Annotated in this window: 9 protein-coding genes, 1 tRNA gene and 5 pseudogenes; 8 read left to right on the forward strand and 7 right to left on the reverse strand. The window is 62.7% G+C overall.

The genetic code is table 11. The features are described from left to right. Positions 1-172 precede the first annotated feature (172 nt). From BQ7477_RS06190 to aspA, 3 genes are all read left to right on the forward strand, one after another. A complete protein-coding gene (locus BQ7477_RS06190) occupies positions 173-676 on the forward strand; it encodes a DUF3145 domain-containing protein (protein ID WP_073983215.1) in 504 nt (167 codons plus the stop codon). Then, the gene (locus tag BQ7477_RS06195) at positions 676-1056 is read left to right on the forward strand and encodes an acyl carrier protein (RefSeq protein ID WP_073983216.1); all 381 of its coding nucleotides are present in this window, start codon (positions 676-678) and stop codon (positions 1054-1056) included. The genes BQ7477_RS06190 and BQ7477_RS06195 overlap by 1 nt, the downstream gene beginning before the upstream one ends. A gap of 135 nt (positions 1057-1191) precedes the next feature. Next, complete coding sequence (aspA, locus tag BQ7477_RS06200) at positions 1192-2604, forward strand: aspartate ammonia-lyase (protein ID WP_073983217.1); 1413 nt, start codon at positions 1192-1194, stop codon at positions 2602-2604. Between the two features lie 111 nt (positions 2605-2715). Here the strand turns inward: aspA and aceE are convergent, their stop codons facing one another. After that, positions 2716-5463, reverse strand: coding sequence for a pyruvate dehydrogenase (acetyl-transferring), homodimeric type (gene aceE, locus BQ7477_RS06205; protein WP_073983218.1), 2748 nt, complete (start codon positions 5461-5463; stop codon positions 2716-2718). Between the two features lie 324 nt (positions 5464-5787). On the opposite strand from aceE, the gene BQ7477_RS06210 reads away from it, so the two are divergent. Together BQ7477_RS06210 and BQ7477_RS06215 are read left to right on the forward strand one after the other, a co-directional pair. Next, positions 5788-6189, forward strand: a complete 402-nt coding sequence (locus BQ7477_RS06210) for a DUF3052 domain-containing protein (protein WP_073983219.1) — start codon at positions 5788-5790, stop codon at positions 6187-6189. A 100-nt stretch (positions 6190-6289) separates the two neighbouring features. Then, positions 6290-6363, forward strand: a tRNA-Val gene (locus BQ7477_RS06215). Positions 6364-6418: 55 nt separating this feature from the next. Here the strand turns inward: BQ7477_RS06215 and BQ7477_RS06220 are convergent. The 4 genes and pseudogenes from BQ7477_RS06220 to lipB all read right to left on the reverse strand — a co-directional run bounded on the left by BQ7477_RS06220 (position 6419) and on the right by lipB (position 12188). Then, positions 6419-9076, reverse strand: a complete 2658-nt coding sequence (locus BQ7477_RS06220; protein ID WP_084795697.1) for a tetratricopeptide repeat protein — start codon at positions 9074-9076, stop codon at positions 6419-6421. A 190-nt stretch (positions 9077-9266) separates the two neighbouring features. Further along, a pseudogene (locus BQ7477_RS06225) lies at positions 9267-10327 on the reverse strand (NAD(P)/FAD-dependent oxidoreductase). A gap of 119 nt (positions 10328-10446) precedes the next feature. After that, a complete protein-coding gene (gene lipA, locus BQ7477_RS06230; protein WP_073983221.1) occupies positions 10447-11514 on the reverse strand; it encodes a lipoyl synthase in 1068 nt (355 codons plus the stop codon). After that, complete coding sequence (lipB, locus tag BQ7477_RS06235; protein ID WP_073983545.1) at positions 11511-12188, reverse strand: lipoyl(octanoyl) transferase LipB; 678 nt, start codon at positions 12186-12188, stop codon at positions 11511-11513. The genes lipA and lipB overlap by 4 nt, the downstream gene beginning before the upstream one ends. 61 nt (positions 12189-12249) lie before the next feature. Here lipB and BQ7477_RS06240 point away from each other — a divergent pair. Continuing rightward, positions 12250-12513, forward strand: a pseudogene (locus tag BQ7477_RS06240) (Nif3-like dinuclear metal center hexameric protein); the annotation flags it as partial. A gap of 3 nt (positions 12514-12516) precedes the next feature. Here the strand turns inward: BQ7477_RS06240 and BQ7477_RS06245 are convergent. Both BQ7477_RS06245 and BQ7477_RS06250 read right to left on the reverse strand, forming a co-directional pair. Beyond that, positions 12517-12867: pseudogene (locus tag BQ7477_RS06245) on the reverse strand (lipoyl synthase); the annotation flags it as partial. After that, positions 12864-13145 (reverse strand): annotated as a pseudogene (locus tag BQ7477_RS06250) (lipoyl protein ligase domain-containing protein); the annotation flags it as partial. The pseudogenes BQ7477_RS06245 and BQ7477_RS06250, both read right to left, overlap by 4 nt. A 2-nt stretch (positions 13146-13147) precedes the next feature. Here BQ7477_RS06250 and BQ7477_RS06255 point away from each other — a divergent pair. Both BQ7477_RS06255 and BQ7477_RS06260 read left to right on the forward strand, forming a co-directional pair. Continuing rightward, positions 13148-13435, forward strand: a pseudogene (locus BQ7477_RS06255) (Nif3-like dinuclear metal center hexameric protein); the annotation flags it as partial. Then, positions 13432-14175, forward strand: a complete 744-nt coding sequence (locus BQ7477_RS06260; protein WP_073983222.1) for a zinc ribbon domain-containing protein — start codon at positions 13432-13434, stop codon at positions 14173-14175. The pseudogene BQ7477_RS06255 and the gene BQ7477_RS06260, both read left to right, overlap by 4 nt. The last annotated feature ends 14 nt before the right edge of the window (positions 14176-14189 follow it).

Consider the following 14189-nt stretch of genomic DNA (forward strand, 5'->3'; position numbering starts at 1 on the left):
CTAGTCCCAGCGGTCATAGCGTGAGAACGCGCCGAACAATGGAGTGCATTGTTTGGCGCGTTCCACTATCCTGTAAATACATCGTGTGTGCCGATTAGGCACAGTTCATTGCAACTCGCGGCTACCTAGGACGTAGGGGAAGACGATCCTGACAAAGCCAACAGGAGGAACAATGAGAGGGTCATACACCCGCGGTGTACTTTTCGTGCACTCAACACCGCCCGCTCTGTGCCCGCACATCGAGTGGGCGCTGGGTACCGCGCTCGGCCAGGAGGTTCGCCTCCAATGGTCGGATCAGGAAGCGGCGCCGGGCATGGTTCGCTGCGAGTTTTCGTGGGTGGGACCGATCGGCTCGGGCGCTCGTTTGGCGTCTGCTCTGCGCGGATGGGAACACCTGCGCTACGAGGTGACGGAGGAAGCCACGGCCTCGAGCGACGGCGGTCGCTGGTGTCATACTCCTTCGCTGGGTATCTTCCACTCGCAGATGGACACCGTCGGTAACGTGGTAGTCCCGGAGGATCGTATCCGTGCCGCTATGAAGTCCGCCACCAACTACCAGGAACTGCGCGAGGGCCTCGACCTGGCGCTCGGCCAGGCCTGGGATGACGAGCTGGAGTCTTTCCGCCATGCCGGAGCTGGAGCGCCCGTGCGCTGGCTCAACAACAGGGTGGGCTGATGGGGTCCATCGCTGACCTGTTGGGCGACCAGCTGCGTGCAGGCTTAGCGCAGCTGGTCGATCCCGCGCCGGATGGCGATGCTGTCAGCCCTACCCAGGCCTCGTCTATCGACGCGATGGGGGAGAGCGCGACCGCGGAGGAACGAGCACGCGAAGCGGCCATGGAGGCTGTTCTCGATGAAAGCGGCATAGACCCAGCGGATGCCCGCGCTGAGCTGACGCTGCGACGGGACCTGGACATGGACGACGTGGCGCTGTACGCCGTCGTTGCGCGCGTCGAACGCGAGGCGAAAGTGACGCTCACCGATGCACAGATCGAGGGGTGGCAGACCCTCGGGGACCTACTGGGCGCCGTCGCGAATGGTGCGTGTCATGACTGACGCAAGCGCTCGTTAGGGTAGCGTCAAGGACCTTCCCGAGATTCGTAAAGTGCCTGACAGTCAAGGACTTCCGGCCTACCATGGAGGCGGATCGCCGGGGAATCCCCGGCATACACTCCTACGGAAGGAACGACGTTGACCCGCACCGAAGAGGACCTGCTCGGCACACGCGAAGTACCTGATGACGCGTATTGGGGCATCCACACACTACGAGCCATTGAGAACTATCAGATCTCTGGCCGAACTATCAATGAAGCACCCGAATTGATTCGCGCATTCGCGCAAGTGAAAAAGGCATGCGCCTTAGCAAACATGCAACTCAAGGCGATGAAGCCTGTGAAGGCTGAGGCAATTATCGCCGCGTGCGATGAGATCATCGAAAACGGTCGCTGCATGGATCAGTTCCCCGTCGACCAGTTCCAGGGCGGCGCAGGAACCTCCGTGAACATGAACGCGAACGAGGTCATTGCGAATCTTGCACTTGAGATTCTGGGGGAGCCTAAGGGGCGCTACGACGTCATTAATCCAAACGATCACGTTAACCGCTCACAGTCGACGAACGATGCCTACCCGACGGCCTTTCGCATCGCCCTGTGGCGCAAGGTGAATCGCCTGCGCAAGGCCATCGACGAGCTTGCCGACGCTTTTGATGAGAAAGGCGCGGAGTTCCGTAACATCCTGACGATGGGACGCACGCAGCTCCAGGACGCCGTCCCGATGTCGCTGGGCAGAGAGTTCTCTGCGTTCGCGCACACGCTGCGTGAGGAGGACGAACGCCTTGTCAACAACGCGGAGCTGCTCCTGGAGACGAACTTGGGTGCCACCGCGATCGGTACTGGCCTGAACACTCCGGACGGCTACCAACAGGTTGTTGTGCGCCACCTGCGTCGCATCACGGGAGCGCGTGTTGTCGGCTCCCCGGACCTGCTCGAAGCGACATCCGATACGGGTGCCTACGTGTCCATGCACGCCACGATTAAGCGCAGCGCGGTGAAACTATCGAAGGTCTGCAACGATCTGCGTCTGCTCGCGTCGGGTCCGCGAGCTGGCCTCAACGAAATCAACTTGCCGAAGATGGCGGCTGGTTCATCGATCATGCCGGCGAAGGTCAATCCTGTGATTCCCGAGGTGGTTAACCAGGTGTGCTTCAAGGTGATCGGTAACGACCAGACCGTCACCATGGCGGCCGAGGCCGGCCAACTTCAGCTCAATGTCATGGAACCTGTCATCGCTCAGGCCCTTATTGAGTCGATCAACCTGTTGGTCAACGCCTGCGATACGCTGCGTGAGCGCTGCGTCACGGGAATCACGGCGAACGAAGAAGTGTGCCGCTCCTACGTGGAGAACTCCATCGGCATCGTCACCTACTTTAACGACGTGATCGGCCACCACCTGGGCGACGTCGTCGGTAAGCGGGCTGCGGCCGAGGGTAAGACGATCCGTGAGGTGATCCACGAGATGGAACTTCTCTCCGAGTCCGAGGTGGAGCGTATTCTCTCCCCTGAGAATCTCGCGCACCCGAAGTATGCGGGCAGTGAGGAGGAATAAGCCCTCCGTGGTGCCGTTGTGAATCGACGAGGCCGGGGAACCCGCGTGGGAACCCCGGCCTCGTCAGTTGTCGTTAGGCGCTTAGGTGGAGGAAGAGGCGCCTAGCGGCGCTCACTCCTCGCCGGCGTGATCTGAGCCTGCGATGGCGTAGTTGAACAGGTCGTACTTCGCGATCGCTTGGCCGACGACCGACGGGTCGACCTGGCCTTTGTCGGCGAGGGCAGCCAGTGTGCGCACGACCATCGACTCGGCGTCGATGTGGTACCAGCGGCGGGCAGCACGGCGCGTGTCTGAGAAACCGAAGCCGTCCGCACCGAGCACGTGGTAGTCGCCGGGGACCCACTGGCGGATCTGGTCGGGGAGCATACGGTCGAAGTCTGAGGAGGCGACGAAGGGGCCCTCGCGACCCGCGAGCTTGGCCGACACGTAGGGCGTGCGGCGCGGCTCGGTGGGGTGCAGGTAGTTGTGCTCCTCGGCGTCCAGGCCGTCGCGGCGCAGCTCGTTCCACGAGGTCACGGACCACACGGCGGCGTCCACGCCCCAGTCGCGGGCCAGGAGCTCGCGGGCCTCGCGCGCCCACGGCACGCCGACGCCGGAGGCGAGCAGCTGAGCCTTGGGGCCGCCGAAGTTCTGGTGCTCATCGACGTTGTAGATGCCCTTGATGATGCCCTCGACGTCCACGTTCTCCGGCTCGGCCGGCTGGTGGATCGGCTCGTTGTACACGGTGATGTAGTACATGACGTTCGGGTCGCGGCCGCCCGCGTCGCCGTACATGCGCTGCAGGCCGTCCGCCATGATGTGGCGGATTTCGTAGGCGTAGGCCGGGTCGTAGGACACGAACGCGTGGTTGGTGGCGGCCAGGACCTGAGAGTGGCCGTCCATGTGCTGCAGGCCCTCGCCCGCGAGCGTGGTGCGCCCGGCGGTGGCGCCGATGACGAAGCCCTTGGTGAGCTGGTCGCCGGCGGCCCAGAACTGGTCGCCCGTGCGCTGGAAGCCGAACATCGAGTAGAAGATGTAGATCGGCACCATCGGCAGGTCGTGCGTCGCGTATGCCGTGCCGACGACCTGGAAGGCGGCCGACGAGCCGGCCTCAGTGATGCCCGTGTGCAGGATGCGGCCCTGCTCGGATTCACGGTAGGACAGCATCATGTCGGCGTCGACGGGCGTGTAGGACTGGCCGGTTGTGTTGAAGATCTTCGCCGACGGGAAGATCGCGTCCAGGCCGAAGGTGCGTGCCTCGTCGGGGATGATCGGCACGAAGTACTTGCCGGCCTGCTTGTCCTTCATGAGGTCCTTGATGAGGCGCACGAGGGCCATGGTCGTGGCGACCTCGAGCTTGCCGGAGCCCTTGGACAGCGCTTCGAAGGGGCGGGTGGGCAGGGTGGGGAGCTTGGGCGCACGGTCGGCTCGGCGCTCGGGCACCCAGCCGCCGAGGATTTCGCGGCGCTCCTTCATGTACTGCAGGGCCGGGTGGTCGGCCGGCGGCATGTAGTACGGGGGCATGTAGGGGTCGCGTTCGAGTTCTTCGTCCGTGATCGGGATCTGGAGGCGGTCGCGCAGCTGCTTGGCGTCCCCGAGTGTCAGCTTCTTCATCTGGTGCGTGGAGTTACGGCCGGCGAAGTGCGTGCCGAGCGCGTAGCCCTTGATGGTGTGGGCGAGGATGACGGTGGGCTGGCCGGTGTGCTCCATGGCGGCCTTGTAGGCGGCGTAGACCTTGCGGTAGTCGTGGCCGCCGCGCTTGAGCTCCCAGAGTTGGTCGTCGGTCCAGTTCTTGACCATTTCTTTGGTGCGCGGGTCGCGGCCGAAGAAGTGTTCGCGCACGTAGGCGCCGTCGTTCGCGCCGAAGGTCTGGTAGTCGCCGTCCAGGGTTTCGTTCATGACGTGGACGAGGGCGTCGTCCTTGTCGGCGGCGAGGAGCTGGTCCCAGCCTCGTCCCCAGATGACTTTGATGACGTTCCAGCCGGCGCCCTTGAAGAAGGCTTCGAGTTCCTGGATGATCTTGCCGTTGCCGCGCACCGGTCCGTCGAGGCGCTGGAGGTTGCAGTTGATGACGAAGGTCAGGTTGTCGAGGCGCTGCTGGGCGGCGAGCTGGAGCATTCCGCGGGATTCGGGTTCGTCCATTTCGCCGTCGCCGATGAAGGCCCAGGTGTGTTGCTGGGAGGTGTCCTTGATGCCGTTCATGTGCAGGTAGCGGTCGAACCACGCCTGGTAGATGGCTTCGGCGGGGCCCAGGCCCAGCGATACGGTGGGGAATTCCCAGAAGTGGTCGAGTTGGCGCGGGTGCGGGTAGGAGGGCAGGCCGTGAGCGGTGGAGACCTGCTGGCGGAAGCCGTCCATTTCTTCTTCGGAGAGGCGTCCTTCGAGGAAGGCGCGCGCGTAGGGGCCGGGGGAGGCGTGGCCTTGGAAGAAGACGTGGTCTCCGCCGCCGGGGTGGTCTTTGCCGCGGAAGAAGTGGTTGAGGCCGACTTCGTAGAGGGTGGCGACGGATGCGTAGGAGGAGATGTGTCCGCCGACCTTGACGCCGGGCCGCTGGGCGCGCGTGACCTGGACGGCGGCGTTCCAGCGGATCCAGCGGCGGTATTCGCGTTCCATGGCTTCGTCGCCGGGGAAGTACGGTTCTTGGTCAACGGGGATGGTGTTGACGTAGGGGGTGGTGTATTCCTGGGGGAGTTGAACGCCGTTGCGTCGTGCTTCGTCCAGCATGTGCAGCAGGATGTAGCGCGCGCGGGGGCCGCCTTTTTCGTTGATGAGTCCGGTCAGGGACTCGACCCATTCGGCGGTCTCCTGGGGGTCGTTGTCGGGGACTTGGGGGATCAGTCCGTTGACGACGACGGGGCGTGACTCGTGGAGTTGGCTCACGGTGTACCTTCTCGCTTGACTCGGAGCTGCGACGTGCAGCGTTCGTGGGCAGTGTCTTCGATCGACACCGCGCATATCGGGACTATTGTCCCACTTCTGGTGTGGCTTTGCGAGCGTTTGCTAGTGAGCGCATGTATGAGGTGCATATCACCGCTGATGGCTGTGTTGTGTGGGAGTAAATGCGCTGGTCAGAGGGGTGATGCCGTGCGGGGCTGTTTCGGCTGGTGTTATCCCTTGCATTCGACCTGCTTTCATGCCCTAGGATGAAGGCGTGAACGTTGATATGACACTGAGCGCCAGCTCGTTGATGGGTGGTGCTGCGTGATGGCAGTGAGCCTGGGTTTTGCGTCCGATGCGATCGTGCAGGAGTTTTACGTCGATGACGACGTGGATCAGGGTGTGCGTGACGCGGTTGAAGGGGAGACGGGGCATCCGCTCGTTGACGTCGATTACGCGGACGTCGTGGATGGTGCGATCGTCTGGTGGCGCGCGGATGACGCCGAGGAAGAGGATCTCGCGGACGTCCTGGTGGACGCCATGTCGAACTTGGATGACGGTGGCTTGATTTGGGTCCTGATTCCTAAGCCGGGGCGTTCTAATTCGGTGCGCGTGGGCGACGTGGAGGAGGCCGCGGAGATCGCGGGCTTGCACGCGACGACGTCGACGGCGTTGGGGCAGGACTGGGCGGGTGTGCGCTTGACCGCGCGTCCGCGTTCGCGTCGCTAGTTTCATCGACGAGGCCTGGGCGGGGCGGCGCTGTCCTGCGTCGTGTCGCTCGGCTTCGGATGACCGTGCGTGCCTCTTCTGGTAGATTGGCGCGTGCGTGGGGCCTTTAGCTCAGTTGGTTAGAGCGTCTGGTTTACACCCAGAAGGTCATCGGTTCGAGTCCGGTAGGGCCCACAAACGGCGGGGGCCGGAAGCGACAGCTTCCGGCCCCAACGCGTATCTGCTCGCGTTACTCGGCGGGTGTCGCATTCTCCTGCTGCTCCAGCTTCTGCTTGGCTGCTTCGAGTCTATCCCGCACCTCTATTGTCGATTCGTGGTCGGCCCCATAAATTTGTATATAGTCGTTGTGCAGGTCTTCGTACATGCTGATGGCTTTGGGAAGATCGCCTGCTTGTTCGTATGTCTGCGCGAGATCGTTGCGCGTGATACGCGTGTGGTGATGCGTGTTACCTAGGGTGCGGATGCGTGCTTCTAACACGTACTCGTACATCTTGATGGCATCCGTGAGGCGGCCGACGGATTTGTATGCATCGGCGAGATTGTTGCGGGTCACGAGGGTATGTTTGTGGTCCGGTTTCAGGACGCTGTCGCGGTCTTTGACGACCTGCTCGCCCAGAGCGATGGCACGCTCAAGCTGGCCATCGTCCGCGTATGCGAGGGCAAGGTAGCTGCCTGTCATGAGCGTGTCCTCGTGGTCGCTGCTCTGGATGCGCGTGCGGTCGTCGAGGACCTGCTCGAAAAGATCAATAGCCTTGCCGGTGTCGCCCTCCCAGTAGTAGGCGTATGCGAGGTTGTTGCGTGAGGCCAGGGTGTCACGGTGGTCGTGGCCTTGAATAGCTGTCCGATCATCGATGACCTGCGCGTATAGGTTGAACGCTTTGTCGAACTGCTCTGCATACATGTACGTGTATGCGAGCTGTTCCTTCAAATTGAGAGCGGCTATCTCGTCTAGCTGTTGTGCCATATTCAGAGTTGCCAGTACGGGTTCTTCGAGAGCGAGCGCTTCGTAGAGAATCCCGAGATCGCGTGCGTGCGAGAGGGTGTGGGAAAGAATCAATGCGATCTGTTCATATTTGAAGAGAGATTTGGAATGCCTCTGCTCACTAATGGCACGAATCTGTTCGATGAGTGAACGGGTCTCACGGAGGCGTGATTCCGTATCGGTTCTGTCGAAGCTGTCGATGTTCACAGAACCGAGCAGGGTAGCAGCTGATTCGCATGCTTGTTCACGTTCTTCTTTGCTCCAGGATTCGCGGAAAGCTCTCGCCTGGAGGCGATGAAGCATCGTCGTCGCTTTGTCTGCGCTCTGCTGAACGATAGACCTGCGAATGAGCTTGGTTAAAGCCTTATGTGCATCTTCATCTGCGGCTCGGTCGTGGTCTTGGAATTCTGCGTCGTTAGGCTCCTCTGACATGGGGTCGAGCCAGTGTGTGGGTACGCCGGACTCCGCGAGCAGTGCAAGCGCTCCTAATTGACGTCGAGCCGCGCGCCTCGTGCCTTCATCCAGGTTGTTGAGAGTGCCTCTGATGGCCATCCGCAGTGCTCCGTAGACATCGTGCGGATATTCGTCTCCGGGAATCGAGCGGATAACTTGTTCGCTTCTGTATTTTTCCAAAAGCCTCAGATATTGCGTCAGTGTCCAATCTTCGTTAAGTGCTGTTGCTGCTGCTTGAGCAAGAGCCAGCGGCAAATCGCCGAGCCGGCGCGCCAACGTGTCTGCGGCGTCGTGATCAGTGGAGTTGGTGACCGTAAGGAGGTAGTCGATCGACTTCTCGCGATCAAAGACCCCAATCCTAACGGTGTCCCACTGAAAGTTCCAACCATTGTCGTTCGTCGTTGTCGCGACCACGCGCAGGCCGTCACCGGTCGGTACAAGTCCGCAAATGTCGTTGATGTCCTCGACGTTGTCGAAGACGATGAGTCTGTCTGAGGGAACCGCTGATTTCAAACGGGTGAAGAGCCGATGAATAATGGCCTCGGCAGTGGGCTGGCCACTCGTGTCAATCTTAAGTTCTCTGGCAAGTTCGACCAGATCGCTCGTGATGGATTCGGTCGAACTTGCATTCACCCACGCGACGAGGCTCCAGTGTGCGTCCTCGCATTGCTCAGCGAGAGCAGCGGCAAGCTGTGTCTTGCCGCAGCCGCGCATGCCCACCAGGACCGTGGGTTGTTTCGTTGGGTTGGTGATCAGCGCATTCAACTGTTCCTGCTCGCTACGCTCGACAAACCGGTTCTCCGTCACCACGTTCGGTCGACTACCGAAAAAGACGCGGCTCGGCTTACTCTCGCTGGAGACGAGCTCGGCGACCTTGTGTGGGACATCAACTATTGTCTCGTGCATCTGTGCCCACGTTTCGCGATTCTCTCTGTCACTCTTCAACAACTGCTTGAGGGCGAGCTGTTGGTAGTTGGATGATCGCTCCGCATAAGTAATGTAAAGCTCAGTGACCGCTGTAATCAGTTCGTCGAAATACGGAACCAGGCGCTCATCTACCTGAATTCGGCTGTTTTGTGCTTGTTGTTCAAAAAATGCGCGAACAGCATTAGGGTCATGTACAGCTTGTTCGAGGAGCTGCTCATGATCATCGATAGCGTTTAATATCTCTTCAACTTCCGCGCATGGACTCGCTAGTCGATCGGAATTAATACCGTCGCTGTGGCAGCGTTCGGACATTTCGCGCATGCGCAGAGTTAGATCTTTGTGGATGGTACGTTCGATGTCTTTCTTCGTGCCGCGTCGACCGAGAATCGCCTGAGTAAGCAAGATTATGGGATCACGAGCGTCAGTTACGATAGCTGCAGCCTGTTGCTGCTGGGTGGCGTTAAGCAGCATTGAGGTCAGTGCGAGACCGACGTTAACTAGAGAAGTTGCTACAGGATCAACCATGAGTCAAATTGTATATCACAAGGTTTGACAGTCCTGGTGAAGCAGAGCTGAAAGAGCTATCGTTCTCTGAGTAGGTGTGGGGCCGGAAGCCCTCGCTTCCGGCCCCACACCGTGCCTGTCTGCCTGTTTGTCAGCGCGCGCTTGCCGTGCCCGAACGCGCGCCAGAATTAACCGTCAGAGCGTGAGGCGCTCAGGCCTCGTGCATGCGCTCCTCGACGACGTCCTCGCCGGCGACGAGCTTGCCGGACGCGCCCGCACCCAGCTGCTCCATCGCCAGGCGGCCCACCATCTGCTGGTTCGTCGTCGTGCGCTGCGAGCGCGCACCCGACAGGAAACTGAAGAACCAATTCACCAGCGTGCCCACCTGCGACTTAAAGNGCGCCCCGCGCGGTCCACTTCGGCGCCCGTCGCCTCGCCCAGGGCCCGGCCCAGCGGGCTCGCGGACACGCCCGCGGCCCACACCTTGCACACGGACTCGATCCGCTCCTCCTCGCCGGACTTGTACTTCAGGGTCACGCCCTCGGCGTCCACGTCCGTCACGAAGGCGTTCATCTTCATCTCGACACCCAGCTTCGCCAGCGCCTCCTCGGTCTTATGGCCGAGCTTCTCGCCGAACGGGGGGAGTGGATGAGCTGCGCCGTCCACCAGGATGACGCGCGCCTTCGTCGGATCGATGTTGCGGAACTCGCCCTTGAGTGTGTGAGAGGCGAGCTCGCGGATCTGTCCTGCCATCTCGACGCCGGTGGGGCCTGCGCCCACGACGACGAAGGTGAGGAGCTTGCCCACCAGAGCGGGATCGGTCTCGATTTCGGCCAGCTCGAACGCGCCGAAAATACGCGCGCGCAGCTCGAGCGCGTCATCGATCGTCTTCATGCCCGGCGCGAACACCGCGAAGTGGTCGTTGCCGAAGTAGGACTGGCCCGCGCCCGCCGCCACGATCAGGGTGTCGTACTCGGTGCGCTCGTACTTGTTGTGGTTGCGCCACTTCACGACGCGAGCCTCGACGTCGATCTCCTCGACGAGCGCCTGCAAGACCGTGACGTTCTTCTGGCGGCGCAGGATCTCGCGCGTCGTGGGGGCGATGTCGCCCTCGGAGAGGATACCCGTGGCCACCTGGTAGAGCAGAGGTTGGAACAGGTGGTGCGACGTGCGGGCCAGGATGGTGATGTCGGCGTCTGCCTTCTTCAGTCGGCGAGCAGCCGTGAGGCCAGCGAAACCGGAGCCAATAATGACGATGCGATGGCGGGGCATAAGACTCTCCTTTGATAAAGCAAGGCTAATCTTACCTAAATGTGGCGCACGCAAACTGTGAGGTCACTCGCACACGTCTCTAGCGTTCCGACGCCGAAAACAGCTCCGCCGCCGCGAGNTCACGAGGCCGAGGCGGCCTTCGCGGCTGCCATGGCCGCGTGACGCTCCGAGCGCTCCTTCAGGCGCGCCAGCACCGAACCGGCCTCCTGGAGCGTCGAGCCGGAATTGGCGATGTGGCGCAGCTGCTCGGGGATCTCGAAGCCGCGGGCACGCATACCCTTGGCCCACAGCAGGCCCGCGCGGTACGAGGAACGCACGAGGGGGCCGGCCATGACACCGGCGAAGCCCATCTCCTCGGCCTCGGCCGCCAGCTCGACGAACTCCTCCGGATGCACCCAGCGGTCAATCGGGTGATGCAGGGGAGAGGGACGCAGGTACTGCGTGAGCGTCAGCAGGTCACAGCCCGACTCATGCAGATCGCGCATGGCGGCGCTGACTTCCTCGCGCGTCTCGCCCATGCCCAGGATCAGATTCGACTTGGTGACCATGCCGCCGTCGTGGGCGCGCTTGATCATCGCGAGCGAGCGATCGTAGTTGAAGGCGGGACGTATCTTCTTGAAGATGCGTGGCACCGTCTCCAGGTTGTGCGCGAAAACCTGCGGGCCGGCCTCGATGACCATGTCGATTGACTCGGCCTGACCACGGAAGTCGTCCACGAGGAGCTCCACGCCCGTGCCCGGGTTGAGCTCGTGGATGAGGCGGCACGTCTGCGCATACAGCCAAGCAGCGCCGTCGGGCAGATCGTCTCGGGTCACGCCCGTGATCGTCACGTAGCGCAGGTCCAGGTCACGCACCGACTCGGCGATGCGGCGGGGCTCGTCCTTGTCGTACTCCGTGGGACGCCCCGTCGCGATGTCACAGAAGTCGCAGCGGCGCGTGCACAGGGCGCCGCCGAGCAGGAACGTCGCCTCGCGGTCCTGCCAGCACTCGTAGATGTTGGGGCACCCCGCCTCAGCGCATACCGTGTGCAGGCCCTTCGCGTGGGAAAGTGAACGCATGTCCTGGTAGTTCTCGCCGGCTTTAGCGGTCGTGCGAATCCACTCAGGCTTCTTCTCGATCGGCGTTTGCGAGTTACGCACCTCGATGCGCAGGAGCTTGCGTCCTTCGGGATCAGGCAGGGTACTCATAGGGGTGACCTCGTCGTGTAGGAAACGGAAGCGGGCTGGGTGGCCAGGCACGGGGAGATGTGCTCCACCATGCGCGGGATGAGCTGCGTCGCGGCCTCGGCAACGCTCGTGTGGACGCCTTCCCACGACAGGGAGGTCACGTCCGCGTCGGTCAGGCCGCAGGGGATGATCCCCTCGAAGGCATGGGCCGGGTCGATGTCCACGTTCAGGGCGACGCCGTGCAGGGTTGCGCCGCGCGCGACCTTTAAACCAATCGCGCAGATCTTGCGGTCGCGGCGCCCCTCCTCGGTCAGCCACACGCCCGCGCGCCCCGCGACGCGATGCACCGGCAGGCCCCACGCCTCGCGCACCGTGTCGATGACCGAGGCCTCAACCGCGCGGATCCACTGCACGAGATCGACGGGCTCCTTCAGGCGCACGACGGGGTAGACGACGAGCTGACCCGGCCCGTGCCAGGTCGCCGACCCCGCGCGATCCGTGCGGATCACCGGGATCCTCGCGGAGGGAATATCCTGCGGCTTCGTGTGGCGCCCAGCCGTCCACGTGGGCGCGAACTGAGAAACGATCAGCGTGTCCTCGCCGCCTGCGAGCACGTCCTCGTGCAGGGAGCGCTGGAGCGCGTCAACCCGCGAATAATCGACCAACCCCCGGTCGAGTAAGCTCAAAATCTGCACGGATGTGATCATAGTCGCGGGCATGGTCCCTTGCTTGTTGGGGGTCCGGTATGCTTAGCGCATGCGATTGTCCTCTCATTTTTCCGCGCGCGATGCCCACGACTCAGCCCAAGCCTCGTGGCGTGTCCGCGACGTGATGGCCCTCATGGAGTCCTGGTACCCGCAAGCGACCGCGCAGCCCTGGGACCGCGTCGGCCTCATCGTCGGCGACCCCGACGCCCCGGTGCGCTCACTCCTCCTCGCCCTTGACCCCACCAACGCCATCGCCGAGCAGGCCGTCGCAGGACCGGATGGAGACGGGCAACCCTACGACATCGTCATCACANCGCAGGTCCAGGTCACGCACCGACTCGGCGATGCGGCGGGGCTCGTCCTTGTCGTACTCCGTGGGACGCCCCGTCGCGATGTCACAGAAGTCGCAGCGGCGCGTGCACAGGGCGCCGCCGAGCAGGAACGTCGCCTCGCGGTCCTGCCAGCACTCGTAGATGTTGGGGCACCCCGCCTCAGCGCATACCGTGTGCAGGCCCTTCGCGTGGGAAAGTGAACGCATGTCCTGGTAGTTCTCGCCGGCTTTAGCGGTCGTGCGAATCCACTCAGGCTTCTTCTCGATCGGCGTTTGCGAGTTACGCACCTCGATGCGCAGGAGCTTGCGTCCTTCGGGATCAGGCAGGGTACTCATAGGGGTGACCTCGTCGTGTAGGAAACGGAAGCGGGCTGGGTGGCCAGGCACGGGGAGATGTGCTCCACCATGCGCGGGATGAGCTGCGTCGCGGCCTCGGCAACGCTCGTGTGGACGCCTTCCCACGACAGGGAGGTCACGTCCGCGTCGGTCAGGCCGCAGGGGATGATCCCCTCGAAGGCATGGGCCGGGTCGATGTCCACGTTCAGGGCGACGCCGTGCAGGGTTGCGCCGCGCGCGACCTTTAAACCAATCGCGCAGATCTTGCGGTCGCGGCGNCCTGGGTGGCGCGGGGGACAGCGCACTGGACGCGGCGCGCGCCGCCGACGTCGACGTGTACCTGACTGCCGACCTGCGCCACCACCCGGCCTCCGAGCACCTCGAGGGTGGTTCCCCCGCGCTGCTGTGCGGCTCACACTGGGCCACCGAATACCCGTGGTTGCCCGTCCTCGCACGAAAGCTTCGTGAGGCCGCACGCAGCGCCAATGTGGAACTTCGCGTCGAAGTCTCTACGATTGTCACCGAGCCATGGACCAGCCACCGAGTCACTCAGGGAGAACTAGCGTGAAAGCGACGCACACCGACCAGCTCGACCTTCTCGAGCTGCAGAAGCTTGACCAGAAGGAATCGGCGCTGCGCCATAAGCGCGACTCTCACCCCGCCCACGCGACCGTTCGCGAATTCGCGGGCCGCATCGCCGATCTGAAACGTGCTGCGATCAGTCAGAACGCCCTCATTGCGGACAGTGGCCGCGAGGTTGCGCGCATCGAGGACGAGATCGCCAAAGTTTCCGAGCGCCGTAAGCGCCAGCAGGGTCGCATCGATGCCAACCAGGTACCTCTGCGTGACATCTCCGCCATGGAACACGAGATCGCGCAGATGGACCGCCGCCTGGCCAAGCTTGAAAACGACCAGGTGGAAGCTGAGGAACGCATTGAGACCGCCCAGACAGCGCAGGAGAAGATGAAGGTCGAGGCCCAAGCCATCGCCGACGACATCGAGCGGCTTAAAGCCGAATTTGAAGCAGATGTCGCCGAAGCTGACGATGAGCTTCGGCGCGTCATTGCGGCCCGCCGGGAGCTGGTCGAGCGTCTGCCGCACGCACTCTTGGAGGAATACGAGGAGGCGCGTCGCCTCAATGGCGCACTGGCGGTTATTGAGGTGCGCGACGGCTATGGCATCGGCGTTGCCGCCGACCTGAGTCCCATGGAGCTTGAGCGAATCCGCTTGACCCCCGCCGACGAACTCTACTTGACCGAGGACACTTCCCAAATCGTCGTAAGAACGTCGGCGAACACGCCCCGCTGAGGACGAGGACACGG

Origin of the sequence: Actinomyces bouchesdurhonensis (genome assembly GCF_900128465.1) — a bacterium.
GTDB lineage: Bacteria > Actinomycetota > Actinomycetes > Actinomycetales > Actinomycetaceae > Pauljensenia > Pauljensenia bouchesdurhonensis.

Excerpts from the sequence above, each read along its gene's own strand:
- BQ7477_RS06190 (WP_073983215.1), top strand. The coding sequence starts at position 173 with ATGAGAGGGTCATACACCCGCGGTGTACTTTTCGTGCACTCAACACCG.
- BQ7477_RS06195 (WP_073983216.1), top strand. The coding sequence starts at position 676 with ATGGGGTCCATCGCTGACCTGTTGGGCGACCAGCTGCGTGCAGGCTTA.
- BQ7477_RS06210 (WP_073983219.1), top strand. The coding sequence starts at position 5,788 with ATGGCAGTGAGCCTGGGTTTTGCGTCCGATGCGATCGTGCAGGAGTTT.
- BQ7477_RS06220 (WP_084795697.1), bottom strand. The coding sequence starts at position 9,076 with ATGGTTGATCCTGTAGCAACTTCTCTAGTTAACGTCGGTCTCGCACTG.
- lipA (WP_073983221.1), bottom strand. The coding sequence starts at position 11,514 with ATGAGTACCCTGCCTGATCCCGAAGGACGCAAGCTCCTGCGCATCGAG.